Origin of the sequence: Streptomyces sp. NPDC088706 (assembly GCF_044752765.1) — a bacterium.
Classification (GTDB): Bacteria; Actinomycetota; Actinomycetes; order Streptomycetales; family Streptomycetaceae; genus Streptomyces.
Genome location: NZ_JBIVLW010000009.1, coordinates 235,516 through 261,625, shown reverse-complemented (window position 1 = coordinate 261,625; position 26,110 = coordinate 235,516). Strand labels below are relative to the sequence as shown.

Sequence of the window (26,110 nt, the reverse complement as noted above, 5' to 3'; positions counted from 1 at the left end):
GCTACGTCGTCGAGCAGACCTTCGCGCTCCTCCATCACTTCAAGCGTCTCGCCGTCCGCTGGGAACGCCGCACCGAACTCCACGACGCCTTCGTCCCCCTGGCTTGCAGCCTGATCTGCTGGAGACGCCTCAAGAAGACACGCACATGATCGTGTTACGAGCTCTTAGCATGCCTCTTGAGGTCGAAGGCGGCGTGCTGCACTGCGCGCCTGATCATCCGGAGCACACGGGCGCGCGAGCAGGTCGTACTCGGCGCATTCGGCAGAGGCGGGATGGCCCCCGGACTCGTCCTCGGTGGCCCTCGTCCGTACGGGAGCAGACTCCAGGTACCGCTCCGGGTGGCGCCGGAAAGGCAGTTGCCCCCGGAACGATGACGAGCTGGAACTCGGCTGCCTGGTCAGGCCGCCCCGCCGCGAGCGAGGGTAGGCCGGTGGCACACAGCGCAAACCGGCCCCCCTCAAGGAGTTCTGAGGGGGCCGATGCTCTCGCGGCGTCCTAGCGGGCTGCGTGATCCACGAAGGCGGACCATGCGGCGGTAGACACTCCGAAGTACGGCGTCGTCAGGTCCTTGGAGTCACGGACGGGCACCTCTGCAGCCTGGATGGCGATCTCAACGCAGGCGTTGCCGCTGCCCTCCGAGTAGGAGGACTTGAACCAGTTGGGGCGGTTGTTGGGGTGTACGGATGATTTGGTCATTTGATCTCTCGGGATAGATTCCGAACATAGTCTGCGGTCTCTTCCGGAGAGAGAGCGGCTGCCGTCAGCCGCTCGAACCTCCGACTGAAGACCCCTACATCGCGAGGCCGACTCGACATAGCAAGAGCGCCCCACGCGTTATCTGCCTGGACCTGCGAAGGAAGTTCGTCCCCCATGTTCAGGATGCTGAAATCTGCCGCGAAGCGATATCGCTTGCCCTCGGTAGGCAGAATCTGAATCGTGACGTTGCCCAGCTCGGACAACTTGATCAGCTCTTGGCACTGGCCCTGCATGACATCTATGCCACCGACAATGTGCCGCAGCGCCGACTCGCCAATGATGGCGACCAAGTTCACCGGCTCGTCTTCGCGAGTGATGCACTCCCGGCGGCGGAGTCGGAGCCTGACGGCCTTCTCGACGGACTCGGACGGCGCTTCGAGCACGGGTTGTTGCATAGCGAACAAGGCTCTTGCGTACTCCTCGGTCTGGAGCATCCCCCACGGCAGCAGCGGGTGGTACGCCCGGATCGTGCGGGCAACCTCCTCGATGCCCACGAACTTCGGCATCTGGGTGGGCGTCATGCCGTCCTTGAACTCGCTGACCCACTCCTCGCTCGCCGCGTCACGCCAGATGGTCATCAGCTCAAGCTGGTCTGTCTCTTCGACTCCGTGGCGTTCCAGGAGAGCGCTGAGATGGTTGATCCGGCGCAGGGCTGAGAACCCGGTCTCGACGCGTTGCAACTGGGCCTCCGAGAAGCCCATGCCGGCGGCAGCCTCCTCGATCGTGAGTCCTCGGGCAGCGCGGAGCTTACGCAGCTCCTGTCCGAGAGCGATCTTGCGTGCAGTCGGTCGCGGTTTGCCCGGGCGCACGCCCGTTCCTCGACCATTGGACGATCAGTCGGAGGACGGGCGGGGCCTGCACCTCGTCGCCGCCTTCGTCGATCGTCTGGACGTCAGTGATGACGGGTTGACGGTCCACTGCGCGCTCGCTCTTCCGGAGCGTGCAGCATGACCTTCACCACCCCACCATTCCGCTCGCCTCCGGCAGCGCTCACCCTGGAACGTCGCCTCGCCATCCGTTCGCTCCAGCCGCACCGGGACGCCCAGGCCGCACGTATCCAGGCGCTGACGTGCCTAAGCCACGTCCGGCTGGGCCGGTCCGCTTGGGCTGGCAGTCGCAACAGTCGATCACCTGGTTCGCAATGCCAGCGAGTTCGGCCGGTGCCGCGACAAGGAGATCGGGCTTCGTATCGCGCGCACCGGCACAGACGACCTGTTGCTCGATGTGACGGACCGCAACCCGGAGTTCCCGTTCTTCGAGCAGGCGGCGGAGGGCCTTTGGGGAAAGGGGCTTTGGCGCGTCGCGCAATACGGAGATGTCGTGTCCTGGCATCCCCGCAAGGACGGGGAAGTCGGAAAGACCGTTCGAGCAGTGCTGCGAGGTAACCGCTCGTGACAGTCGCCGAGGTCACCCCGCCGGCCGCACGCCCTCTCTCCCCTGCCATGCCCGGAAGCCGCTGCCGACCGGAGAGATCCCTCAGCGCCATCGCCGCTACGGACCACCGCTTCCCTCCCCCTGCCGATGTCCTCCAGCCGGTCCGCTGGGCCCGTGGAGCGTGGCTCGTAGCCCGCCGCAGGCCCAAAGTCCCAGAGAAGTCCCAGACATGCCGCCGCACCCCTCCCTGACCCGCTAAATGGCAGGTCAGATGGGGTGCGGCGGCATCGTCGTGTCAAATGTCCCGGAAGATCTCGATCTGCGCCCCCACCGAGTTGAGCCGCTCCGCCAGCTCCTCGTAACCCCGGTTGATGACATAGACGTTGCGCAGTACGGAGGTGCCCTCGGCCGCCATCATCGCCAGCAGCACCACCACGGCGGGCCGCAGGGCGGGCGGGCACATCATTTCGGCGGCGCGCCAGCGGGTGGGGCCCTCGACCAGGACCCGGTGCGGGTCGAGGAGTTGGAGGCGGCCGCCGAGGCGGTTGAGGTCGGTGAGGTAGATCGCGCGGTTGTCATAGACCCAGTCGTGGATCAGGGTCTGGCCCTGCGCGGAGGCCGCGATGGCCGCGAAGAAGGGTACGTTGTCGATGTTGAGGCCGGGGAACGGCATCGGATGGATCTTGTCGATCGGCGCCTCCAGTTTGGAAGGCCGGACCGTCAGGTCGACCAAGCGGGTACGGGCGTTGTCAGCCGCGTACTCCGGGGTGCGGTCGCAGTCGACACCCATCTCCTCCAGGACCGCCAGCTCGATCTCCAGGAACTCGATCGGCACCCGGCGGATGGTGAGTTCGGACTCCGTCACCACCGCGGCGGCCAGCAGGCTCATCGCCTCGACCGGGTCCTCGGAGGGGGAGTAGTCCACGTCCACGTCGATCTGCGGGACCCCGTGCACGGTGAGCGTCGTCGTGCCGATGCCGTCGACCCGTACACCCAGCGCCTCCAGGAAGAAGCAGAGGTCCTGGACCATGTAGTTGGAGGAGGCGTTGCGGATGACCGTCGTACCCTCGTGGCGGGCGGCGGCCAGCAGGGCGTTCTCGGTCACCGTGTCGCCGCGCTCGGTCAGCACGATGGGCCGGCCGGGGGAGGCCGAGCGGTCCACCTGCGCGTGGTAGAGCCCTTCCGTGGCGGCGATCTCCAGGCCGAACCGGCGCAGCGCGATCATGTGCGGCTCGATCGTGCGGGTGCCCAGGTCGCAGCCGCCCGCGTACGGCAGGGTGAACTGCTCCATCCGGTGCAGCAGCGGGCCCAGGAACATGATGATCGAGCGGGTGCGGCGCGCGGCGTCGGCGTCGATCGCCTCCATCTCCAGCTGCGCGGGCGGCACGATCTCCAGGTCCACGCCGTCGTTGACCCAGCGGGTGCGCACCCCGATGGAGTTCAGCACCTCCAGGAGCCGGAACACCTCCTCGATCCTGGCGACCCGGCGCAGGACCGTGCGGCCCTTGTTGAGCAGCGAGGCGCACAACAGCGCGACGCAGGCGTTCTTGCTGGTCTTGACGTCGATGGCGCCGGAGAGCCGACGGCCACCGACGACCCGCAGATGCATGGGCCCGGAGTAGCCGAGCGACACGATCTCGCTGTCGAGGGCTTCGCCGATACGGGCGATCATCTCAAGGCTGATGTTCTGGTTGCCGCGCTCGATGCGGTTGACAGCGCTCTGGCTCGTGCCGAGCGCTTCGGCCAGCTGCGTCTGGGTCCAGCCCCGATGCTGCCGGGCGTCACGGATGAGCTTGCCGATGCGTGCGAGGTAGTCGTCTGACATGGCGGCAGGTTATCTCAGATATGAGATGAGGCCGCTGCGGGGCTGTGCCGTTCGAGTGACGGGAGTGCAACCGTTTCGAATCGTTTCCGGGAGGGCGGCGTACCGCCCGCTCGCGGAACGCGCGAACGGCCCGCGCCGCCATCGTCCCCCGGGTGGGGCGACGCGGCGCGGGACTTACGGCCGTACGGGGTGTCGGCCCGGCTCAGCCGCTGCGCCGACGGGTCGTCCGGCGTCAGCCGTCAGGCCGCCCCGGACGCCGCCCACTCCAGGGCCTCCGCATCACCCGCCCCGGACGCCGCCCACTCCAGGGCGTCAAGCCGTCAGCCGCTCCCGGACGCCAGCCACTCCAAGGCCTCCGCCCCCGCGTCGAGCACCGAGATGTGCCCGTCCGTCGGCCGCAGCCGCAGTTCGGCCGTCGGGCAGCGCTCCGCGAGCCACCGGCCGTGGGTGGCGGGCGCGATCCGGTCCTGCCCGCCGTGGAGCAGGAGCAGGGGGGCGGTGATCCGCGCGGGATCGAAACCCCACGGAGCGACGTAGGCCAGGTCGTCGGTGATCAGGCCGTCCGGCCCGCCCTCCAGGGCCGGCCCCACCACCTGGTCGAACCAGGACCACGTACCGGCCAGCGCGTCGTGGTCGGCGTCGGTGAACATCTCCGGGTCGTACCCGGCGCCCGCCTCGTACGCCTCCTTCGCCGCGCGCCCCTCGGCCGCCGCCCGCAGGGAAGCCGCCGAGGACGGCACCATGCCGGCGAACCAGTCGAGCCCCCCGGCGTCGTACGGGGCGAGGCCCGCGGCCGTCACCACGCCGACGACCCGGTCCGGCAGCAGCGCGCCGCAGGCCAGCGCGTGCGGACCGCCGCCGGAATGGCCCAGGACGGCGAACCGGTCGATGGCGAGAGCGTCGGCGACCGCCCGTACGTCGGCTGCGGCCGACGCCACGTCGCGGCCGGGCAGCGGGGACGAACCGCCGTAGCCGGGACGGTCGTACGACACCCAGCGGATGCCCAGCGCCGCGGCGGCGGGGAAGAGCGGGGCCGGCGGAGAGCCGGTGTTCGGCGTGCCGTGGTGCCAGAAGACGACGAGCCCGTCGTCCGGGGCGTCGTCGTCGCCGGTGTCGTACACATGGAGCCCGCGGCCGTCGTCCAGCCGCAGATCGCTCTCCCTGACCCTCACTCCGCCATCCCTCCGCCACGCGGCACGTATCCGCCGCACGACCCTACCGACCGGCGGTGCGCGAGGATCGCGGATCACTCCGCCCGCGGAGGCAACCCACGCGATCACCTCCCCGTCTCGATGTCCGAGAGCGCGTTCGATCCGGAACAGACCACCGGAACGGACACGCGTGTGACCAGGGTTGAGGAGGGGCTTTGATACGTGGCCGGAGAGCATGGGCCACCGCGATCGCGGTGCTGACGGTGGCAGGGGTGGCGCCTACGGGGGCGTACGCCACCCCGGCCCCGCCGGAGATACCCACCGCCACCGCGACGCGGGACACCGGGAACGCGCTGCCGCCCGGCTGGCGCATCGCCGGTGAGAAGGGGCGCAACCACCTCGAGTGGCGCGCGCCCCAGCCGGTCCCCGTGGGCGACGCCCGCGTGGAGTTCCGCGCGAACGGCGAACTCGTGGGCGTACCCGAACAGCAGGACGACGGCCGGACCTTCCGGCTCCCCATGGACGAGGTCCGCGCCGCCGACCTCGGCGACCTGGAGGTCGAGGCCGCCGGGCGCCGGCTCGACGAGGCCCCGGGCGCCGGCGCGAGCCGCCGGGCCGAGCCGCCCGCTCCGAAGCTGCCGCCCAAGCTGCCCGCGGGGACCATCGACCCGGGCAAGTCCGGCACGTACGCCACCACCACCGGCGAGTACAGCCTCGCCTCCGTCAAGCTCCCCGGCCTCCCCGCCCCGGTCGAGATGCGCGGTGTCGTCGTCGCCCCGAAGAAGGCACCCGGCAAGCGTCCCCTCGCCCTGTTCCTGCACGGCCGCCACTCCACCTGCTACGTCCCCGGCAGGACCGAGGACGTCTCCGGCGACTGGCCCTGCGCCAAGGGCAGCAAGCCGATCCCCAGCCACCGGGGCTATCTGCGCGACCAGAAACTGCTGGCCTCCCAGGGGTACGTGACCGTCTCGATCTCCGCCAATGGCATCAACGGCCAGGACGGGGACGTCGAGGACGGCGGCGCGCAGGCCCGCTCCTCGCTGATCCGCAACCACCTCGGCCGCTGGGCCGACTGGGCCGCCAAGCCCGCCTCCGCGCCCGCCACCGTGCGCAAGGGCCCGAAGGCCGACCTGTCCCGGGTGCTCCTCGTCGGGCACTCGCGCGGCGGCGAGGGCGTCAACCGCGCGGTGATGGACAGCCTGTACAAGCCACCGGCCGCCGAGGACGGCTACCGGTCGAAGGCCCGCTGGAACATCCGCGGCACGGTCCACATCGGCCCCACCCTCTTCGGCCAGAACCCGGTGCCGGACGTCCCCTCGCTCACCATCCTGCCGGGCTGCGACGGGGACGTCTCCGACCTCCAGGGCCAGGTGTTCACGGACGGCACCCGGGGTGTCAGCCAGGGCAAGGCCCTGCACAGCTCGGTCTACATGGTCGGCGCCAACCACAACTACTTCAACACCGAGTGGACCCCGGGCCAGGCCCAGGCCCCGGCCGACGACGACTTCTGGCACGACCCCGAGGCACGTGACCCGCTCTGCTCGCCCGGCGCCGCCGGCCGGCTGACCGCCGACCAGCAGCACAAGGTGGGCGCGACCTACATCGCCGCCGCCGCGCGGCTGTTCGTCGGCGGTGACGACCGCGTACGCCAGCTCGTCGACGGCACCGGCCGCCGCGCCCCCTCCGCCGACCCCGCCCGGGTGCTGACCCACGCGGTCGGCGGCAACCGGAGCGCCGGCTTCCTCCCCGACGACCCGCAGGGCCCGCTGAAGGTCACCGGCGCCAGGCTGTGCGACGCCGTCGCCCCCGGCCGCTCCGCCTGCCTGGGCGAGAAGGACCCCGGCTCCTCGCCGCACTTCGCGCGGTGGCGCCCCGAGCACGAGGCCGGCCGCCAGGCGGTCGCCCTGGACTGGAAGAAGCCGGGCACGGCCGCCCGCCTCACCCCGAAGAAGCCGGTCTCGCTCAAGGGCGCGCACAGCCTCGCCCTGCGCGTCGCCGTACCGCCGAACACCAGCGGCACCCGCTTCGACGTCCACGTCAAGGACGCCAAGGGCAAGCGCGCCAAGCTGGGCAGCGTCAAGATCGACGGGCTCCCCGGCACCGACCGCACCGCCTCGTACTGGGCGCAGGAGGTCCGCGTCCCGCTGACCGCCGCGACCCGCGCCAAGCTGAACCTCGGCACGATCGCCTCCCTGGAGCTGACCCCGAAGTCCTCCTCGGGCAAGGCGTGGCTGATGGACGCCTGGTCCTGGAAGCCGGGCACCCCTGCGGCGAAGGCGGCGCCGCTCGCCCGCGTCGACATCGGCCGCCTCACGGTCAAGGAGGGCGACTCCGGCTTCCGCACGTACCAGGTGCCCGTCCGCACCACCGGCAAGAACGCCGGAGCGGTCCGGCTGTACGTCGTCGACCCCGAGACCGGCGAGTCGGCCGGCCGGCTGGTCAAGGTCGGCCCCGGCACCGCCGGGATCAAGGTCACGGTGAAGGTCGAGGGCAACAAGCGCTACGGCTGGGACAAGCCCCACGACATCCTGGTCAAGGCGGTCCGGGGAACGGTCGTCGGCGCGGACGCCGGCGGTGTCACCGCCGAGAACGACGACCCGATGCCCAAGGTGACCGTCGAGCCGGTGGCCGCCGATGTCTCTGAGGGCGCGCCGCTGACGTGGCGCGTCTCCCTCTCGGAGCAGGCGGACACCGAGATCTGGACCCTGGCCCAGTTGGTCCCCGTCCCCGACGGACGCCCGGAGCTGTCCACGGCCGATGTCGACCAGGAGTGGCTGGACCAGCTCGTGGAGGAGGCCCCGAACCCGGCGATCCCGCTCTCGAAGGTCGAGTACGGGACGCTGTGGATGTCGGTCCCGGCCGGGAAGACGTCCCTGGACCTGACCGTTCCGACCGTCCGTGACCAAGTGAAGGAGTCGGCCGAGTACGTCCGCTTCCAGCTCACGGACGACGGGGGAGAACCGCTGGCCCAGCCCTTCGAGGGCACGGTCCGCGACGCGTCGTAGCGCACCCGTTGGCACCAGGTCCGGCCTTCCCGCGATCCGGCGGGGAGGCCGGATCTCTGTCTGCGTCTCCCGCACGACCGGGCCTGCGCTGTCTGCGTCTCCCGCACGACCGGGCCTGCGCTGTCTGTGTCTCCCGCACGACCGGGCCTGCGCTGTCTGCGTCTCCCGCACGACCGGGCCTGCGCCGCCGGGCGGAGCCCGACGCGTACCTCTCGTACCGAGAGCTCATCAGGTCCGCCGCACAGGCCGATGGAACGGGTCCGGGCGGCCAGCAGGATGAGGCGCATGACCTCACACACAGCCCCTGCCCCCTCCGCGGCCCCGCCGCCGCGCTGGGCGGTCCGGCCGCGCGCCTCACCGCACCGGTGGTCCTGCCGAGCGGGCTGTGGCGCATCGCCCTGGTGCTCGGACACCCCGCCGGCTACATGGGAGCGGGCTTCGAGCCCTTCACGACGGCCGGGGCCAAGGTCTGGATGCCGGCGCTCAGCCAGGCCTGCGAGCTGGTCGCCCTCCTGACCATCGGCCTGGTCCGCCCCTGGGGCGAGGTCGTACCGCGCTGGATCCCGCTGCTCGGCGGGCGGCAGGTGCGCCCCATGGCCGCCGTCGTCCAACGGCTGCCGTGACGCTCTCCTACTACCGCCGACATCGCCCACGAAGGCGCGGGTAGGAGTGCGGGAGGACACCTGGGCATGACCGGGCGGCGGCTATGTACTAGAGTTATCTCGACATCGAGATATCTGCCGAGGCGCACCGCAGCCGCCGCCCGGTAAGGCATGCCTAACTTAGCCTTACCTTAGCGGATGGTCGGGGCCGTAGGCGGCACAACGCGGCGCCCGCTGCCAATGAGGCGCGGCGCGGTAGACGCGCACATTGAAGAAGGAGACTGTCGTGTCGGCGAACAGCTTCGACGCCCGCAGCACGCTGCGCGTGGGCGACGAGTCGTACGAGATCTTCAAGCTGGACAAGGTAGAGGGCTCCGCGCGCCTCCCGTACAGCCTGAAGGTCCTGCTGGAGAACCTGCTCCGTACCGAGGACGGCGCGAACATCACCGCCGACCACATCCGTGCCATCGGCGGCTGGGACTCCCAGGCGCAGCCCAGCCAGGAGATCCAGTTCACGCCGGCCCGCGTGATCATGCAGGACTTCACCGGCGTGCCGTGTGTCGTGGACCTCGCCACCATGCGTGAGGCCGTGAAGGAACTGGGCGGCGACCCGGCGAAGATCAACCCGCTGGCCCCGGCCGAGCTGGTCATCGACCACTCCGTCATCGCCGACAAGTTCGGCACCAACGAGGCGTTCGCCCAGAACGTCGAGCTGGAGTACGGCCGCAACAAGGAGCGCTACCAGTTCCTGCGCTGGGGCCAGACCGCCTTCGACGAGTTCAAGGTCGTCCCCCCGGGCACCGGCATCGTCCACCAGGTGAACATCGAGCACCTGGCCCGCACGGTCATGGTCCGGGGTGGCCAGGCCTACCCCGACACCCTCGTCGGCACCGACTCGCACACCACCATGGTCAACGGCCTCGGCGTGCTGGGCTGGGGCGTCGGCGGCATCGAGGCCGAGGCCGCGATGCTGGGCCAGCCGGTCTCCATGCTCATCCCGCGCGTCGTCGGCTTCAAGCTGACCGGCGAGCTCCCGGCCGGCACCACCGCCACCGACCTCGTGCTGACCATCACCGAGATGCTCCGCAAGCACGGCGTCGTCGGCAAGTTCGTCGAGTTCTACGGTGAGGGCGTCTCCGCCACCTCGCTGGCCAACCGCGCCACCATCGGCAACATGTCGCCGGAGTTCGGCTCCACCGCGGCGATCTTCCCGATCGACGACGAGACGCTGAAGTACCTGCGCCTGACCGGCCGCGACGAGCAGCAGGTCGCCCTCGTCGAGGCGTACGCCAAGGAGCAGGGCCTCTGGCTCGACCCGGCCGCCGAGCCGGACTTCTCCGAGAAGCTGGAGCTCGACCTCTCCACGGTCGTCCCCTCCATCGCCGGCCCGAAGCGCCCGCAGGACCGCATCATCCTGGCCAACGCCAAGGAGCAGTTCGCCCAGGACGTGCGCAACTACGTCGCGGACGAGATGGAGGCGAGCAAGGAGTCCTTCCCGGCCTCCGACGCCCCGTCCAACACGCCGAACGGCGTCCCGTCCAAGCCGGTCACCGTCACGGCCCCCGACGGCTCGACGTACGAGATCGACCACGGCGCCGTCACCGTTGCCGCGATCACCTCGTGCACCAACACCTCCAACCCCTACGTCATGGTCGCCGCCGCGCTCGTGGCGAAGAAGGCGGTCGAGAAGGGCCTGACCCGCAAGCCGTGGGTCAAGACCACCCTCGCCCCGGGCTCGAAGGTCGTCACCGACTACTTCGACAAGGCGGGCCTGACCCCGTACCTCGACAAGGTCGGCTTCAACCTCGTCGGCTACGGCTGCACCACCTGCATCGGCAACTCCGGCCCGCTGCCGGACGAGGTCTCCAAGGCGATCAACGACAACGACCTCGCGGTCACCTCGGTGCTCTCCGGCAACCGCAACTTCGAGGGCCGGATCAACCCCGACGTCAAGATGAACTACCTGGCGTCCCCGCCGCTGGTCGTCGCGTACGCCATCGCCGGTTCGATGAAGGTCGACATCACCAAGGACGCCCTCGGCGTCGACCAGGACGGCAAGCCGGTCCACCTGGCCGACATCTGGCCCTCCGAGGCCGAGGTCAACGACGTCGTGGCGAACGCCATCGGCGAGGACATGTTCAACAAGTCCTACCAGGACGTCTTCGCGGGCGACGCCCAGTGGCAGGCGCTGCCGATCCCGACCGGCAACACCTTCGAATGGGACTCCGAGTCCACCTACGTGCGCAAGCCCCCGTACTTCGAGGGCATGACGATGGAGACGACCCCGGTCGAGGACATCACCGGTGCCCGGGTGCTCGCCAAGCTCGGCGACTCGGTCACCACCGACCACATTTCCCCGGCCGGCGCCATCAAGGCCGACACCCCGGCCGGCAAGTACCTCAACGAGCACGGCATCGAGCGCCGCGACTTCAACTCCTACGGCTCGCGCCGAGGCAACCACGAGGTCATGATCCGCGGCACGTTCGCCAACATCCGCCTGCGCAACCAGATCGCGCCGGGCACCGAGGGCGGCTACACCCGCGACTTCACCAAGGACGACGGCCCGGTGTCGTTCATCTACGACGCCTCGCAGAACTACCAGGCCGCCGGCACCCCCCTCGCGATCCTCGCGGGCAAGGAGTACGGCTCCGGCTCGTCCCGTGACTGGGCCGCCAAGGGCACCGCGCTCCTCGGCGTCAAGGCTGTCATCGCCGAGTCCTACGAGCGCATCCACCGCTCGAACCTCATCGGCATGGGCGTCCTCCCGCTCCAGTTCCCCGAGGGCCAGACCGCCGAGACCCTCGGCCTCACCGGCGAGGAGACCTTCTCCTTCACCGGCGTCACCGAACTGAACAACGGCACCACCCCGCGCACGGTCAAGGTCACCACCGACACCGGTGTGGAGTTCGACGGCGTCGTCCGTATCGACACGCCCGGCGAGGCGGACTACTACCGCAACGGCGGCATCCTGCAGTACGTGCTCCGCAGCCTGATCCGCAAGTAGGCGGGTCGGCGACCGAGCGAGGAAGGGCCGCACCCCGGATCTCCCCGGGGGGCGGCCCTTCCGCGTTCCGTCGGAACACCGGAGCGTCACATCGGGTCCCGCTGGACCCACCCGCTCGACGGAGCGTCACATCGGGTCCCGCTGAACCCGCCCGCTCGACGGAGCGTCACATCGGGTCCCGCTGGACCCACCCGCTCGACGGAGCGTCACATCGGATCCCGCTGGACCCGCCCGCTCGACGGAGCGTCACATCGGGTCCCGCTGGACCCGCTCGATCTGGCACTTCGTGCCCGCGGGCACCTCGCCGAGTCCCTGGGCCTTCACCTTGGCCGTCGCACCGGGGGCGAGGCTCGCGGTGGTCGCGGTGCCGTCGGTCACCTTGGCGCCGTCGCCGTCCACGAACGTGACGAACACGACGTAACCCGCCGGGGTGTCGGACCCGTTGACGATCTTCAGGTCGGCGTGCGGCCAGCCGATCAGGTCGTCGCGCGTGCACTTGCTGATCGTGACGTCCTCCTCGGCGGCCGGCTCGGGCTCGACGGGCTCGGGGTCGTACTCCTCCACCGGCTCCTCGTCGTACGGCGCGGAGAAGGGCGCGTCCGACCGCTCGGGGGACCGGGCGATGGAGTCCGAGACCGACGTCATCACCGAGTAGACGAGCGCCACCACCGCCCCCGCGACGACCAGCCCCCCTCCCACGGCGAGCGTGACGATCAGCCCCGTACGCTGCTTGTGCGGCGGCGCTATGGGAGCCACCCACGGCGAAGGCTGCGGCAACCCCGTCGGGTGCTGCGGTGACGGCTGGGGCTGTTCGGGCGGCGGAGGCGGAAAGTTGTCGGACATGAGGTCCCCCCACGGGAAGTCGATCAGGTGAGGGCTTTACGGTACGTGGCCCCACCAGCCACACTCACACCACCCGTACAGAAACCGAACGGACCACCATGGGCGAGCTGATCCTCATCCGGCACGGCGAGACCGAATGGTCCCGCTCCGGGCAGCACACGAGTTACACCGACCTACCCCTGACCGCCACCGGCGAACGCCAGGCCCGGGCCCTCGTCCCGCTGCTCGCCGACCGCACCATCGCGCTCACCCTCGTCAGCCCCGCCGTCCGGGCCCGCCGCACCGCCGAGCTGGCCGGGCTCCCCGCTCCCCGGGTCACACCCGAGCTGCGGGAGTGGGACTACGGCGGCTACGAGGGCATCACCACCCAGGAGATCCGCCGCACCCGGCCCTTCTGGAACCTCTGGACCGACGGAGTCGACCCCGGCACCCCGGAGCACCCGGGGGAGAGCCCCGCCCAGATCGGGCAGCGGGCCGATCAGGTGCTCGCCGGGGTCCATTCGGCCGCCGAGCGGGCCGGGGACGGGGACATCGCGCTCGTCGCCCACTCGCACTTCCTGCGCGTGCTCACCGCCCGCTACCTGGGGCTGACCCCGGCCGAGGGGCGCCTCTTCCAGCTCGCCACCGGAGCCGTCTCCCGGCTCGGCACCGAACACGGCCGGCCGGTCGTCACCGCACTCAACCTGGCCCTGCCCGAAAGCCTCCAGGAGGCGTGAACGCCGACGGCCGGCACCCCACCCCGGGGTACCGGCCGCCGGCATACGACCGGAGCGTCAGGAGATCAGCTCCACCTCCGCCAGCGTCGCCGGACCCGTCAGCACCAACCGGTACTTCGCGTACGCCCCGGGCCGGTCCACCGAGAAGGCCCGGGTCTGCCTGTCCCAGGCGAAGGACTGGCCGGAGCGGCGGTCCAGGTCCTTCCAGGTCTTCCCGTCGGACGAGCCCTGGAGGGTCCAGCCCGCCGGGGCCTTGTCCGCCGCCGCCGACGTCAGCGTGTACTGGAGCGCCTTCGTAGCAGAGGGCACCGGCAGCTCCACCGACGCGGCCTCCCCAGAAGTGGCCGAGGTGTTGTCGAACAGGACACCGTCACCCTTCAGCACATCGCCCCTGGGCGCCGGAGCCCTGTCGTCCTGCTGGATGGAGACCGGGGCCGCGTCCTTGCCCGTGCCCCAGGCGGACGGCCTGGGGCCCATGTCGAACTCCAGCGTGCCGCCCTCGGCCAGCACGTCGTGCGGGAGCGCGGTGGAGGTCCACCTCTTGCCGTTGACCTTCACGCCTCGCACGTAGATGTTCTTCGCGCTGTTCTTCGGGGCCTTGACGGTCAGCTTGCGGCCGTTGTCCATGCGGACGGTGACCTTCTTGAAGAGCGGCGAGCCGATCGCGTACTCCCCGCTGCCCATCACCAGCGGGTAGAAGCCGAGCGCGGAGAACAGGAACCAGGCCGACTGCTCGCCGTTGTCCTCGTCGCCGTGGATGCCCTGCCCGATCGCGCTGCCGACGTACAGCCGGCCCAGCACCTCGCGGACCTTCTCCTGCGTCCTGTACGGCTGGGAGGCCGCGTTGTACATGTACGTGGCGTGGTGGGCGACCTGGTTGCTGTGCCCGTACTGACCCATCCGCACGTCACGCGCCTCGGTCATCTCGTGGATGACCCCGCCGTAGCTGCCGACGAACTCCGGGCCCGCCGTCTCCGGCGTGGAGAAGTACGTGTCCAGCTTCCTGCCGAGCCCCGCGCGGCCGCCGTACAGGTTGGCCAGGCCCCGGCTGTCCTGCGGGGCGGTGAAGGCGTAACCCCATCCGTTGGTCTCGGTGTAGTCGTAGCCCCAGACGCGGGGGTCGTAACTGCCGGCGGGCAGGCGCCAGTCGCCGTTCGGCTTCCTGCCCTGGAAGAACCCGGCCTTGTCGTCGAAGAGCTTGACGTACTTCTGCGCCCGGTTCATGAAGTACTCGGACTCTTCCCTGTACCGCGCCTTCTTCGTCTTCCGGTACAGCTCCTGGCCCATCCGGGCGATGCCGTAGTCGTTGACGTAGCCCTCCAGCGACCAGGACAGGCCCTCATGGGTGGCGGTGTTCGCGTAGCCGGTGAAGACCGAGGTCTCCAGGCCCTTGCGGCCCACCCCCGAGGACGGCGGGGCCACCGTGGCGTTCTTGACCGCCGCGTCGTACGCCGCCTCCGCGTCGAACTTCACGCCCTTGACGTACGCGTCCGCGAAGGCCACGTCCGTGCTGGTGCCGGTCATCAGGTCCGCGTAACCGGGGGAGGACCAGCGGGAGGTCCAGCCGCCGTCCTTGTAGTGCTGCACGAAGCCGTCGACCAGCTCGCCGGCCTTCTTCGGGGAGAAGAAGGAGTACGCGGGCCACGTCGTGCGGTAGGTGTCCCAGAAGCCGTTGTTGACGAACACCTTGCCGTCGACGATCTTCGCCCCGGTCCGCGTCGGGGTGTCCTTGCCGGCCGGCTCGGAGAAGGGGCTGGCGTACTTGTTCTTCCCGTCGACCTTCTCGTGGCCGGAGTTCGGGTAGAGATAGAGCCGGTAGAGGCTGGAGTAGAGGGTGGTGAGCTGGTCCGCGTTCGCGCCCTCGACCTCGATCGTCCCCAGGATGTCGTCCCAGGCCCGCTGCGCCCTGCGCTGCACCCGCTCGAAGGAGGTGGACTCCGGGATCTCCATGGCCAGGTTCTCCTTCGCCTGGTCCACGCCGATCAGTGAGGTGGCCAGACGCAGGTTGACCGTGCGGTCCTTGCCCGCGTCGAAGCGGAAGAAGCCGGTGACGTCGTCGCCCCCGCCGCCCTTCAGCTTCCCGCTGTCGGTGACCGGAGCGTCGAAGACGCCGTACACGAACATGCGGGTCGCCCCGGTGGACAGGCCGCTCCTGACATCCGTGTAGCCGGAGAAGGAACGGGTCCCGGGGTCCAGGGTCAGGCCGCCGGCGTTCGACACGTTGTCGAAGACCAGGCTCGCGTCCTTGCCGGGGTAGGTGAACCGCATCCGCGCCGCGTGGTCCGCCGGCGCCATCTCGGCCTTGAGGCCGTTCTCGAACGTGACGCCGTAGTAGTGCGGTTTCGCTGTCTCCCTCTCGTGCCGGAAGGGCAGCGCGCGGGCGGTGCGGGCGGCGTCCGGGGTGCCGGAGGCGGCCGAGGGCATCACCTGGAAGGTCTGCCGGTCGCCCATCCAGGGGCTCGGCTCATGGCTGGCGGCGAAGGCCTGGAGCGTGGGGAGGTTGTCCTCGTTGTTGCCCCGGTGGTAGTCGTACAGCCAGCTCAGCGAACCGGCGTTGGTGACCGGCGTCCAGAAGTTGAAGCCGTGCGGGACGGCGGTGGCCGGAATGTTGTTGCCCCGTGAGAAGCCGCCGCTGGAGTTGGTGCCGCGGGTGGTCAGCGCGTAGTCCGACAGATGCGCCTTGCGCTTCTCGCGCGCCTTCGGGGCGATCACGACGTCGTCGACCCAGCCCTGGAACTTCGCCGGGCCCTTGGGGGAGTCGTACGCCACCAGGATCCGGTCCACAGTCTTGCCGGCGGCCACCGTGCCGATGCGGGAGGCGACCTTGTTCCACTGGTTGACGTAGAGGCGCTCGGCGTCCGCCTGGCCCCGCGGGGTCAGCAGCCCGCCGTGGCTGTCGGTGGCCTTCAGCTCGCTCAGATACGTGCCGTCGGTGAAGGCGAGATCCACCGCGATGTGGGTGGCGGGGTAGTTCAGGTCCGTCTCACCCATCTGCGGGTAGACGAGGTAGGACAGCTCGGTGTCCTTGGTGACGGCCGTGTTCTCGTCGAACATCTTGTTGTACGAGTAGGCCCGGCCGTCGGGCTGGTGCGTACCGGCGTAACGCAGTGCCCTCTTTCCGGTGAATCCCGCGCCCGCCTTGGCCGTCGGCGAACCGGAGGGACCGCGGTCGGCCTGGCTGCGCATCTCCTCCGGGACGGGTACGGAGCTGTCCCCGTTCGAGAACTGAACGTCGGCGAGCTGGAGGATGTCCGACGCGCCGTTGTTGGCGGTGATCTCCAGCCGGAAGTGCCGGTAGGCGGTGCCGGAGGCGAAGTCGTACGACTTGGTCTCGTGCCGCTTGGCGAAGGTCTCGCCCGTGCGCTTGTCGAGGTCGGTCCACTCCTTGCCGTCGGCCGAGCCCTTGAGCGTCCAGTCCTTCGGGTCGCGCGGGGCGTGGTCGTTGGCCGAGGTGAGCGCGTACGTCACCACCTCCACCGGCTCGTCCAGGTCGAACTCGACCCAGCCGGTCCTTGCGAACGCCAGCCATTTGGAGCCCGGTTCGACATCGACCAGGTTCTCCTTGACCTCGCCGCCCGCGGTGTTCTCGGCGCTGGCGCGGACGTCGGTCACCCGGCCGGTGACGTTGCCCGGTATTCCGGCGGAGAACCCGCCGTCGACACCCGATGAGCGCTCGTTGCCGTCCGGCCCCTCCTCGACCGTGTTGCGCCAGTCCGGCTGCCTCTCGTCCGCTTCGAACGAGGAGCGGAACGTCCGTTCGCCGGCAGGCTTCCGCGGTGCCCCGGACGGGTCGGCGACGGCGGCCGTGGGGGCCGCGAGGGCCAGGGCGAGAGATGCCGCGAGGACGGCGGCCGTGCGGCTCCGTCTCGTACGGGTGGCGCTGCTGAAGACCTTCCCGGCGCCATGATGGAGACCACGTGGTGGCTGCATACCGAGCCATTCCTCCCCGGAGCGTGCTTGGACAACGTTGTCATAGCGGGATGCAAGGTCCAGTAGGGAGCCAAGTGACAGGGCGTGTCAAGGGTGTTGCCTCAGGTGCGGTCCACGAATCACCGTAAGAGGAGAAAACCGCCCCTGGGCGAGGGCGTACGGTGCCGAGGAGTCCGCGAGGTCTCAACTCGGGAAAGACTGTCGCCCCAACGTGCATTCGATCTTGCTCAGTTGGCGACAAGTGGACTATACCTGTCGCCATCTGCGCAGCCGTTTCCGACGGATGCGCACCGGGGGGAACGAGGGGATGGCAGCGAGGGCGCCGGGGGCGTCCTGACTGTACGGTTCTCCGACACCCCCACTCCGCCGGTTTTCTCCGGTACACCTGCATATCCGCAAGACCCGAGCGCAACCGACCGCGGTGGCGGGGCCCTTCGCCTGAGGCGAATTTTCGACGGGTGACCGGTACACCGCCTGAGTCCTGGAGAAGGCGAGGACTTGAGCATGGGATCCACCTCCGCTCACGACAATGAGGGCCTCGGCCGTCGTGATCTGATCAAGCGTTCTGCCGCACTCGGCCTGATCGCTGTTCCGACGATGAGCTTCCTGTCCGCCTGCGCGAGCGGCGACAGCGGCAGCGACGACAAGGTCGAAAAGGGCGAGAAGACCGAGAAGAACCCGCTGGCCGTCAACGGCAGCGCCCCGCTGGAGATCGTCATCTTCGACGGCGGGTTCGGCACCAAGTACGCCGAGGACGCCCGGGACGTCTACCAGAAGACCTACCCCGAGGCGCAGGTCAAGTTCTCCGCGACGCAGAAGATCCAGTCGGTCCTCCAGCCCCGCTTCAACGGTGGCACCCCGCCGGACCTGATCGACAACTCCGGTGCGCAGCAGATGGACATGGGCGTCCTGGTCGGCAAGAAGCAGCTCACCGACCTCACCCCGCTGCTCGACGCCCCCTCCATCGACGACCCCGCCAAGAAGGTCCGCGACACCCTGCGGCCGGGCATCGTCGAGATGGGCCAGTTCGACGGCGACCCGGTCTGGATCATGTACTACGCGTACACGGTCTACGGCGTGTGGTACTCGCAGACCGCGCTGGACAAGCTCGACGCCACGTACCCGGAGACCTGGGACGACATGCTCGCGCTCTGCGCGAAGGCGAAGAAGCAGGGCATCGCCGGCTGGACCTACCCCGGCAAGCACCCGTACTACATCCCCTTCTCGCTCTACCCGTTCATCGGCAAGATCGGCGGCGTTGAGGTCCTCGACGCCATCGACAACCTGGAGCCGAAGGCCTGGGAGCACCCCGCGGTCAAGACGGCATTCGAGGCGTACTACGAGCTCTACGCCAAGGGCTACATCCTCAAGGGCACCCCGGGCCTGGACCACCGCGGTTCGCAGGGCGCCTGGGCCCGCGGCAAGGCGCTGTTCATCCCGAACGGCTCCTGGGTGGAGAACGAGGAAGCGGCGATCATCCCCAAGGACTTCAAGCTGTCCGTGGGCGCCCCCTCCAGCCTGGACTCCTCGGACAAGCTGCCCTTCGGCACCATCTGGGCGTCCGGCGGTGAGCCGTTCATCGTCCCGACCAAGGCGAAGAACCCGGCGGGCGGTATGGAGCAGCTGCGCATCATGCTCAGCGAGGCCTCCTCCACATCCTTCACCACCAACACCAAGTCGCTCTCCGCCTTCAACGGCGGCACCGACGGCATCGAGCTCTCCGACGGCCTGAAGTCCGGTGTGGCCGCGCTGGAGAAGGCGGGCACCAACGTGGTCAACCCCCGTCTGCAGGACTGGTACGTGAAGCTCCAGAAGGAGCAGATCGGTGTCGCCGCGCTCGGCGAGATGATGGCCGGCCGCGCCACCCCGGCCGAGACCATCAAGAAGATCCAGGCCTTCGCCGACGCGACCGCCAAGGACCAGTCCATCAAGCACTTCAAGCACGCGTGATCACGCGTCACCAGCGGCGGCAGCTCGGGGAAGGTCGGAGTCGGTAACGATGCAACACGGTAAATACCGGTTCATAGTCGGGTTCTTGGTGGTCCCGATGGCGTTGTACGTCATCTTCGTCATCTGGCCCTTCATCCAGTCCATCTACTACTCGTTCACGGACTGGACGGGGCTGAGCCCCGACTTCAAGATGGTCGGGTTCGACAACTACACCAAGATGCTCGACGACGACGTCTTCTGGAAATCGCTGCAGCACAGCGTGCTGCTGGCCGTGCTGCTGCCGCTGGTGACGCTGGGCCTCGCGCTCTTCTTCGCCTTCATGCTCAACGTGGGCGGCAGGCGCCGCAAGGGCGCCGCCGTCACCGGCGTACGGGGCTCGGGCTTCTACAAGATCGCCTACTTCTTCCCGCAGGTGCTCTCGATCGCGATCGTGGCCATCCTGTTCCAGTTCGCCTTCGACCCGGCCCAGGGCATGATCAACGGCACGCTCAAGGCCGTGGGCTTCGACGACGTACCGGACTGGCTGGGCGATCCGCAGCTGGCCCTGTGGGTCATCATGGCGGTCCTCGTCTGGTGCACGACCGGGTTCTTCGTGGTGCTGTTCTCCGCGGGCATGGCCTCCATCCCCAAGGACTTCTACGAAGCCGCCCTGCTGGACGGGGCGAGCCGCTTCACGACCTTCTTCCGGATCACGCTGCCCCTGCTGTGGGACACGGTCCAGTCCGGCTGGGTCTACATGGGCATCCTGGCGCTCGGTGCCGAGGGCTTCGCCATCGTGCACATCATGAGCGTCGGCCCCGGCGGGCCCGACTACTCGACCACCGTCCTGCCGCTGTACGTCTACCAGGCGGCGTTCCGTGACGGACAGGCGGGCTACGCGACCACGATCGGTGTCGCCCTGCTCATCGTGACGCTGGCGTTCGCCGCCGTCGTCATGCGGGTGGGCCGGCGCGAGCGGCTGGAGTTCTGATGAAGACCACTGACACCCCTCCCTCCGGCGCCTCCGGCTCCTCCTCCGGCACCGACGTCTCCCAGGTGCCCGCCCAGCGCACCGGGCCCGCCCCCAAGCGCCCGTCGGCCCCCGCGAAGAGCAGCGAGGGCCACGTCCTCAACGTCTTCTCGCACGGGATGCTCGTCCTGTGGGCGGTGATGGTCGTGCTGCCGCTGTTCTGGGCGGTGATGTCCTCGTTCAAGACGGACTCGGACATCTTCAACACCCCCTGGTCGCTGCCGAGCTCGCTGAACTTCGACAGCTGGGGCCGGGCCTGGAGCCAGGCCCATATGAGCGAGTACTTCCTGAACACCATCCTGGTGGTGGGCGGGTCACTCGTCGGCACCCTGGCCTTCGGCTCGATGGCCGCCTATGTGCTCGCGCGCTTCGAGTTCCCGGGCAACCGCTTCATCTACTTCCTGTTCGTCGGCGGCATGAGCTTCCCGATCATGCTGGCCCTGGTCCCGCTGTTCTACGTCATGGACAACATGGGCCTGCTGAACACGATCCACGGACTGATCCTCGTGTACATCGCGTACTCGCTGCCGTTCACCGTGTTCTTCCTGACCTCGTTCTTCCGTACGCTGCCGACCTCGGTGGCGGAGGCGTCGATCATCGACGGGGCCTCGCACACCCGGACGTTCTTCCAGGTGATGCTGCCGATGGCCAAGCCCGGCCTGATCAGCGTCGGCATCTTCAACTTCCTGGGGCAGTGGAACCAGTACATGCTGCCGACGGTGCTGAACACCGACCCGGAGAAGCGGGTACTCGCCCAGGGCCTGGTGGAGCTGGCCTCCAGCCAGGGGTACAAGGGCGACTACTCCGGACTCTTCGCCGGGCTGGTCATCGCCATGCTTCCGGTGCTGGCGGCGTACATCATCTTCCAGCGCCAGGTCGTCTCCGGTCTGACGGCGGGGGCGCTGAAGTAGGTCACGTATCGACGACGGCCCGGTGCCCCGGCGGAGTCATTCCGCCGGGGCACCGGGCCGTCGTGGGTGCGCGGATGCTCAGGTCTTGACGGGAGGCACCCCCGAACGGTCATCTTAGAGTTCACATGTTGGAGGAAGCCGGGGTGTCATCGCTGCTGCCCCGGCCGGGGTGGCCCGCTGGGCCGCCCGCCAAGGGCAGGAGTGGATGAGTCGATGGAGACTCCCGGGTCGCAGACATCGCTGCACAGGGCCAATCTGGAGCGGGTCGTACGCGCCGTACGGATGGCGGGATCGCTCACCCAGGCGGAGATCGCCCGGAGCACCGGCCTCTCCGCGGCCACGGTCTCCAATATCGTCCGGGAGCTGAAGGACGGCGGAACGGTCGAGGTGACGCCCACCTCGGCGGGCGGCCGCCGGGCCCGCAGCGTCTCGCTCAGCGGCGACGCGGGCATCGTCATCGGGGTCGACTTCGGCCATACGCACCTGCGGGTCGCCGTCGGCAACCTGGCCCACCAGGTGCTGGCCGAGGAGTCCGAGCCGCTGGACGTCGACGCCTCCTCCGCGGAGGGGTTCGACCGGGCGGAAGTGCTGGTCAACCGGTTGATCGAGGCGACCGGGATCGGCCCGGACAAGATCGTCGGCGTCGGCCTCGGTGTACCGGGCCCCATCGACGTCGAGTCCGGCACGCTGGGCTCCACCTCGATCCTGCCGGGCTGGACGGGCATCAACCCCAGCGAGGAGCTCTCCGGCCGTCTCGGCGTCCCGGTGTACGTCGACAACGACGCCAACCTCGGGGCCCTGGGCGAGCTGGTCTGGGGGAGCGGGCGGGGCGTGAGGGACCTCGCGTACATCAAGGTCGCCAGCGGTGTCGGCGCCGGTCTGGTGATCGACGGGACCATCTACCGGGGTCCCGGCGGCACGGCCGGCGAGATCGGCCACATCACCCTCGACGAGTCGGGCCCGGTCTGCCGGTGCGGCAACCGCGGCTGCCTGGAGACCTTCACCGCCGCGCGCTACGTCCTGCCGCTGCTCCAGCCCAGCCACGGGCCCGGCCTCACCATGGAGCGGGTGGTCCAGCTGGCCCGGGAGGGCGATCCGGGGTGCCGCCGGGTGATCGGTGACGTCGGCCGCCACATAGGCAGCGGTGTCGCCAACCTGTGCAACCTGCTCAACCCCAGCCGGGTCGTGCTCGGCGGCTCGCTGGCGGAGGCCGGGGAGCTGGTTCTGGGGCCCATACGGGACTCCGTGTCGCGTTACGCGATCCCCAGCGCCGCCCGGCAGCTCTCGGTGCTCCCGGGCGCCCTGGGCGGGCGGGCCGAAGTGCTGGGCGCCCTCGCCCTGGTGCTGAGCGAGATGGGGGATTCCACCCTATTGGAGAGCACTCTCCCGGCCGCGACTCCTGCCTTCACTTAGATAACGAATGGCACCGTTGTCATCTCGTTAAGGATTTACTCCTTGACGCTGACGCTGCGGCCGAGTTGACTTCCAGCCACCTCGGCCGCAACGTCGCGGCCTCGTCAGGGAGGTTCGAGAATGAACACGCGTATGCGTCGTGCCGCCGTTGCCGTTGCCGCCACCACGATGGCGGTCTCGCTGGCCGCTTGCGGGAGCGCCAAGGAGTCCGGCGACAAGGCCGAACAGGGCTCGGAGAAGAAGGGCGACGACCTGAAGATAGGTCTGCTCCTCCCCGAGAACCAGACGGCCCGTTACGAGAAGTTCGACCGGCCGATCATCGAGAAGAAGATCAGCGAGCTCACGGACGGCAAGGCGAAGGTCACCTACAACAACGCCAAGCAGGACGCGACGACCCAGGCGCAGCAGATCGACACGATGATCACCAACAAGGTCGACGCGCTCATCGTCGGCGCGGTGGACGCCAAGGCGATCGAGAACAGCATCAAGAGGGCCAAGGACGCGGGCATCCCGGTCGTGGCCTTCGACCGTCTCGCCGAGGGCCCCATCGACGCGTACACCTCCTTCGACAACGAAGAGGTCGGCCGCGCGCAGGGCACCGCGCTGCTGGAGGCCCTGGGCGACAAGGCCGCCGGCTCCACGATCGTGATGATGAACGGCGCGATCACCGACCCGAACGCCGCGCTCTTCAAGAAGGGCGCCAAGTCCGTCCTCGACGGCAAGGTGAAGTACGGCAAGGAGTACGACACCAAGGAGTGGAAGCCGGAGAACGCCAACGCCAACATGGAAGCGGCGATCACCGCGCTCGGCAAGGACAAGATCGACGGCGTCTACTCCGCCAACGACGGCATGGCGGGCGGCATCATCACCGCCCTCAAGGCCGCCGGCCTGCCGGAGCTCCCCCCGGTCACCGGCCAGGACGCCGAGCTGGCGGGCGTGCAGCGCATCGTCACCGGTGAGCAGTTCATGAGCGTCTACAAGTCCTACCCGGCCGAGGGCGTCGTCGCCGCCGAGATGGCCGTCGCCCTGGCCAAGGGCGAGAAGCTCGACTCGATCGCCACCTCCAAGGTCGACAACGCCAGCCAGAAGGGCATCCCGACGGTCCTCGTCCCGGTCGTCTCACTGACCGAGGACAACATCAAGGACACCGTCATCAAGGACGGCATCTACACGCTGGACGAGATCTGCACCGGCAAGTACAAGGCCGCCTGCGACAAGATCGGTCTGAAGTAGCCCCCCGGGGCTCCCTGCCGCGCCCGCGCCCGCCGCACCCCGGCCCCGCGCGCCACGAAGCCTGTCCGGTGCCCCGCCCACCGACCGTCCCGCTACCGGGCGGGGCGCCGGACGGAACGCTTCCCCCCTTTTTCTGTTCTTCTGCTCGACCGTCGCGCCTTCCCCCAGGCGCGGCATCCCCGCCGGTCAGGCGGCGAAGGAGATGGTTCACGTGTCCGCTACGCCCGTGTTGGCGTTGCGAGGGGTCTCCAAGCGATTCGGTGCCGTCCAGGTACTCACCGATGTAGAGCTTGAGGTCCACGCCGGTGAGGTGGTCGCCCTGGTGGGCGACAACGGCGCCGGTAAATCAACGCTGGTCAAGACGATCGCCGGAGTGCACCCCATCGATGACGGTGTCATCGAGTGGGAGGGCAGGGCCGTGCAGATCGACAAGCCGAACGACGCCCAGCACCTCGGCGTCGCCACGGTCTATCAGGACCTCGCGCTGTGCGACAACATCGATGTCGTCGGCAACCTCTACCTGGGCCGGGAGCTGCGCAGGTTCGGCATCCTGGACGAGGTGGAGATGGAGCGCCGCTCCCGCGAGCTGCTGTCCACGCTCTCCATCCGCATCCCGAGCGTCCGCATCCCGATCGCCTCGCTCTCCGGCGGCCAGCGCCAGACCGTGGCCATCGCCCGGTCGATGCTCGGCGAGCCCAAGCTCGTCATCCTCGACGAGCCGACCGCGGCCCTCGGTGTCGAGCAGACCGCCCAGGTCCTCGACCTCGTCGAGCGGCTGCGCGAGCGCGGTCACGCGGTCATCCTCATCAGCCACAACATGGCCGATGTGAAGGCCGTCGCCGACAAGGTCGCCGTGCTCCGGCTGGGCCGGAACAACGGTGTCTTCGACGTGAAGACCACCTCCCAGGAAGAGATCATCTCCGCCATCACCGGCGCCACGGACAACGCCGTGACCCGACGTGCGGCGCGCAACGCGGAGGTTTCCCCGTGACCACCGACAAGTCCGCGACCTCGCTGGACAAGACCTCCACCCCGGCGGACGCGCCGCCGGTCGGCAACCCGGACGCCGCCGAGGGCGCCGCCACGGTCGTCGACCCCCGCCTGCTCATCCGCGAGCAGGGCTTCGCCGGCTACCTCACCGAGTTCAAGCGCAAGATCAGCGGCGGTGACCTCGGCTCGATCCCGGTCGTCGTCGGCCTCGCGATCATCGCCATCGTCTTCCAGAGCATGAACTCCGAGTTCCTCTCCGCGAAGAACATCAGCGACATCGCCACCACGATGGTCGCCACCGGCATGATGGCCGTGGGCATCATCTTCGTCCTGCTGCTCGGCGAGATCGACCTCTCCGTCGGCTCGGTCAGCGGTGTCTCCGGCGCCCTGGTCGCGGTGCTCAGCGTCACCCAGGGCATGAACGAGTGGCTGGCCATCGTCGTCGCCGTCGTCAGCGGCGCGGTGATCGGCGCGATCCACGGCTTCTTCTTCGCCAGGATCGGCGCGCCCGCCTTCGCCGTCACCCTGGCCGGCCTGCTGTTCTGGCTCGGCTTCATGCTCCAGCTGCTCGGCGACTCCGGCACCATCAACCTGGACGGCGACGGCGTGGTCGGCCGGCTGACCACGTACTACTTCACCGATGTCGCCGCCGCCTACGGGCTCGCCGCCGTCGCGGTCATCGGCTACTTCGCCGCCGCCTTCCTGGACACCCGCCGCCGCGAGGCGGCGGGCATCCCGTCCCGGCCGATCGTCGACATCATCGTGCGCACCGCCGTCCTCGCGGTGTTCGCCTTCGCCGCGGCGTACATGTTCAACCAGTACCGCGGCCTGCCGCTCGCCCTGGTCCTCTTCCTGATCGTCCTGGTCGGCACGGACTTCGTGCTGCGCCGCACGGCGTACGGACGGAAGATCTTCGCGCTCGGCGGCAGCGTCGAGGCCTCCCGGCGCGCCGGTATCAACGTCACCGCGATCCGCGTCTCCGTCTTCTCCATCGCGGGGACCTTCGCGGCGATCGGCGGCCTGTTCTGGGCCTCCAAGATCGCGGCGGCCAACCAGGGCTCCGGCACCGGCGACCTGCTGATGAACGTCATCGCGGCCGCCGTCATCGGCGGCACCAGCCTCTTCGGCGGCCGCGGCCGCACCTGGAACGCGCTGCTCGGTGTCATGGTGATCGTCTCCATCCAGTACGGACTGTCGCTGGAGGGCATCGCCACCCCGATCCAGTACATGATCACCGGTGGTGTGCTGCTGGCCACGGTCGTCATCGACTCCGTCACCCGTAAGACCCAGAAGACCGCGGGCCGCGCCTGACCGCGGATCCGTGCAGGTGCCCGGCGCCCCAGGGGGGTGCCGGGCACCTGCACGTCCCCGCCCGTCCGCGCTCGAACACAGGCGCCC

At 69.2% G+C, this 26,110-nt stretch carries 17 protein-coding genes; 11 read left to right on the top strand and 6 right to left on the bottom strand.

The window, feature by feature from the left end; genetic code table 11:
* Nucleotides 1-495: 495 nt before the first annotated feature.
* The 4 genes from ACIQAK_RS22005 to ACIQAK_RS21990 form a co-directional block, all read right to left on the bottom strand.
* Nucleotides 496-696 carry a DUF397 domain-containing protein gene (locus tag ACIQAK_RS22005; protein WP_366389903.1) on the bottom strand — a complete coding sequence of 67 codons (201 nt, stop codon included), beginning with the start codon at nt 694-696 and terminating at the stop codon, nt 496-498.
* Nucleotides 693-1,565 (bottom strand): helix-turn-helix transcriptional regulator, encoded by an 873-nt coding sequence (locus ACIQAK_RS22000; RefSeq protein WP_366389904.1) that lies wholly within the window; start codon nt 1,563-1,565, stop codon nt 693-695. The genes ACIQAK_RS22005 and ACIQAK_RS22000 overlap by 4 nt, the downstream gene beginning before the upstream one ends.
* 860 nt (nt 1,566-2,425) lie before the next feature.
* Complete coding sequence (locus ACIQAK_RS21995) at nt 2,426-3,955, bottom strand: UDP-N-acetylglucosamine 1-carboxyvinyltransferase (protein WP_366389905.1); 1,530 nt, start codon at nt 3,953-3,955, stop codon at nt 2,426-2,428.
* A gap of 320 nt (nt 3,956-4,275) precedes the next feature.
* Nucleotides 4,276-5,127, bottom strand: coding sequence for an alpha/beta hydrolase (locus ACIQAK_RS21990; RefSeq protein WP_366389906.1), 852 nt, complete (start codon nt 5,125-5,127; stop codon nt 4,276-4,278).
* A gap of 194 nt (nt 5,128-5,321) precedes the next feature.
* Here ACIQAK_RS21990 and ACIQAK_RS21985 point away from each other — a divergent pair, with 194 nt between their 5' ends.
* The 3 genes from ACIQAK_RS21985 (at nt 5,322) to acnA (ending at nt 11,717) form a co-directional block, all read left to right on the top strand.
* A complete protein-coding gene (locus ACIQAK_RS21985) occupies nt 5,322-8,111 on the top strand; it encodes a hypothetical protein (RefSeq protein WP_366389907.1) in 2,790 nt (929 codons plus the stop codon).
* Between the two features lie 365 nt (nt 8,112-8,476).
* Nucleotides 8,477-8,734, top strand: coding sequence for a hypothetical protein (locus ACIQAK_RS21980; protein WP_366389908.1), 258 nt, complete (start codon nt 8,477-8,479; stop codon nt 8,732-8,734).
* Nucleotides 8,735-8,999: 265 nt separating this feature from the next.
* The gene (gene acnA / locus ACIQAK_RS21975) at nt 9,000-11,717 is read left to right on the top strand and encodes an aconitate hydratase AcnA (RefSeq protein WP_366389909.1); all 2,718 of its coding nucleotides are present in this window, start codon (nt 9,000-9,002) and stop codon (nt 11,715-11,717) included.
* A 246-nt stretch (nt 11,718-11,963) separates the two neighbouring features.
* On the opposite strand, the gene ACIQAK_RS21970 is transcribed toward acnA, so the two are convergent.
* On the bottom strand, nt 11,964-12,560 hold the full coding sequence (locus ACIQAK_RS21970; protein WP_366389910.1) for an FxLYD domain-containing protein: 597 nt from the start codon (nt 12,558-12,560) through the stop codon (nt 11,964-11,966).
* 98 nt (nt 12,561-12,658) lie between these two features.
* On the opposite strand from ACIQAK_RS21970, the gene ACIQAK_RS21965 reads away from it, so the two are divergent.
* A complete protein-coding gene (locus ACIQAK_RS21965; protein ID WP_366389911.1) occupies nt 12,659-13,276 on the top strand; it encodes a histidine phosphatase family protein in 618 nt (205 codons plus the stop codon).
* Between the two features lie 57 nt (nt 13,277-13,333).
* On the opposite strand, the gene ACIQAK_RS21960 is transcribed toward ACIQAK_RS21965, so the two are convergent.
* Nucleotides 13,334-17,206 carry a GH92 family glycosyl hydrolase gene (locus ACIQAK_RS21960; RefSeq protein ID WP_366389912.1) on the bottom strand — a complete coding sequence of 1,291 codons (3,873 nt, stop codon included), beginning with the start codon at nt 17,204-17,206 and terminating at the stop codon, nt 13,334-13,336.
* A gap of 504 nt (nt 17,207-17,710) precedes the next feature.
* Between ACIQAK_RS21960 and ngcE the strand changes: the two genes are divergently transcribed.
* From ngcE to ACIQAK_RS21925, 7 genes are all read left to right on the top strand, one after another.
* Nucleotides 17,711-19,156, top strand: a complete 1,446-nt coding sequence (gene ngcE, locus ACIQAK_RS21955) for an N-acetylglucosamine/diacetylchitobiose ABC transporter substrate-binding protein (protein WP_366389913.1) — start codon at nt 17,711-17,713, stop codon at nt 19,154-19,156.
* A 49-nt stretch (nt 19,157-19,205) separates the two neighbouring features.
* Nucleotides 19,206-20,126 carry a sugar ABC transporter permease gene (locus ACIQAK_RS21950; protein ID WP_366389914.1) on the top strand — a complete coding sequence of 307 codons (921 nt, stop codon included), beginning with the start codon at nt 19,206-19,208 and terminating at the stop codon, nt 20,124-20,126.
* Nucleotides 20,126-21,076 carry a carbohydrate ABC transporter permease gene (locus ACIQAK_RS21945; protein ID WP_366389915.1) on the top strand — a complete coding sequence of 317 codons (951 nt, stop codon included), beginning with the start codon at nt 20,126-20,128 and terminating at the stop codon, nt 21,074-21,076. Before ACIQAK_RS21950 ends, ACIQAK_RS21945 begins: the two co-directional genes overlap by 1 nt.
* A gap of 213 nt (nt 21,077-21,289) precedes the next feature.
* Complete coding sequence (locus tag ACIQAK_RS21940) at nt 21,290-22,489, top strand: ROK family transcriptional regulator (RefSeq protein WP_366389916.1); 1,200 nt, start codon at nt 21,290-21,292, stop codon at nt 22,487-22,489.
* 120 nt (nt 22,490-22,609) lie between these two features.
* Nucleotides 22,610-23,722, top strand: a complete 1,113-nt coding sequence (locus tag ACIQAK_RS21935) for a substrate-binding domain-containing protein (protein WP_366389917.1) — start codon at nt 22,610-22,612, stop codon at nt 23,720-23,722.
* Nucleotides 23,723-23,924: 202 nt separating this feature from the next.
* Nucleotides 23,925-24,713: an ATP-binding cassette domain-containing protein gene (locus ACIQAK_RS21930; protein ID WP_366389918.1), complete on the top strand. Its 789-nt coding sequence runs from the start codon at nt 23,925-23,927 to the stop codon at nt 24,711-24,713.
* Nucleotides 24,710-26,023 (top strand): ABC transporter permease subunit, encoded by a 1,314-nt coding sequence (locus ACIQAK_RS21925; protein ID WP_366389919.1) that lies wholly within the window; start codon nt 24,710-24,712, stop codon nt 26,021-26,023. Before ACIQAK_RS21930 ends, ACIQAK_RS21925 begins: the two co-directional genes overlap by 4 nt.
* Nucleotides 26,024-26,110 lie beyond the last annotated feature (87 nt).

What these genes read in the sequence shown, in the direction of transcription:
- ACIQAK_RS22005 (WP_366389903.1), bottom strand. Translation starts at nt 696, where the DNA reads ATGACCAAATCATCCGTACACCCCAACAACCGCCCCAACTGGTTCAAG.
- ACIQAK_RS21995 (WP_366389905.1), bottom strand. Translation starts at nt 3,955, where the DNA reads ATGTCAGACGACTACCTCGCACGCATCGGCAAGCTCATCCGTGACGCC.
- ACIQAK_RS21970 (WP_366389910.1), bottom strand. Translation starts at nt 12,560, where the DNA reads ATGTCCGACAACTTTCCGCCTCCGCCGCCCGAACAGCCCCAGCCGTCA.
- ACIQAK_RS21965 (WP_366389911.1), top strand. Translation starts at nt 12,659, where the DNA reads ATGGGCGAGCTGATCCTCATCCGGCACGGCGAGACCGAATGGTCCCGC.
- ACIQAK_RS21960 (WP_366389912.1), bottom strand. Translation starts at nt 17,206, where the DNA reads ATGCAGCCACCACGTGGTCTCCATCATGGCGCCGGGAAGGTCTTCAGC.
- ngcE (WP_366389913.1), top strand. Translation starts at nt 17,711, where the DNA reads ATGGGATCCACCTCCGCTCACGACAATGAGGGCCTCGGCCGTCGTGAT.
- ACIQAK_RS21950 (WP_366389914.1), top strand. Translation starts at nt 19,206, where the DNA reads ATGCAACACGGTAAATACCGGTTCATAGTCGGGTTCTTGGTGGTCCCG.
- ACIQAK_RS21945 (WP_366389915.1), top strand. Translation starts at nt 20,126, where the DNA reads ATGAAGACCACTGACACCCCTCCCTCCGGCGCCTCCGGCTCCTCCTCC.
- ACIQAK_RS21940 (WP_366389916.1), top strand. Translation starts at nt 21,290, where the DNA reads ATGGAGACTCCCGGGTCGCAGACATCGCTGCACAGGGCCAATCTGGAG.
- ACIQAK_RS21935 (WP_366389917.1), top strand. Translation starts at nt 22,610, where the DNA reads ATGAACACGCGTATGCGTCGTGCCGCCGTTGCCGTTGCCGCCACCACG.
- ACIQAK_RS21930 (WP_366389918.1), top strand. Translation starts at nt 23,925, where the DNA reads ATGGTTCACGTGTCCGCTACGCCCGTGTTGGCGTTGCGAGGGGTCTCC.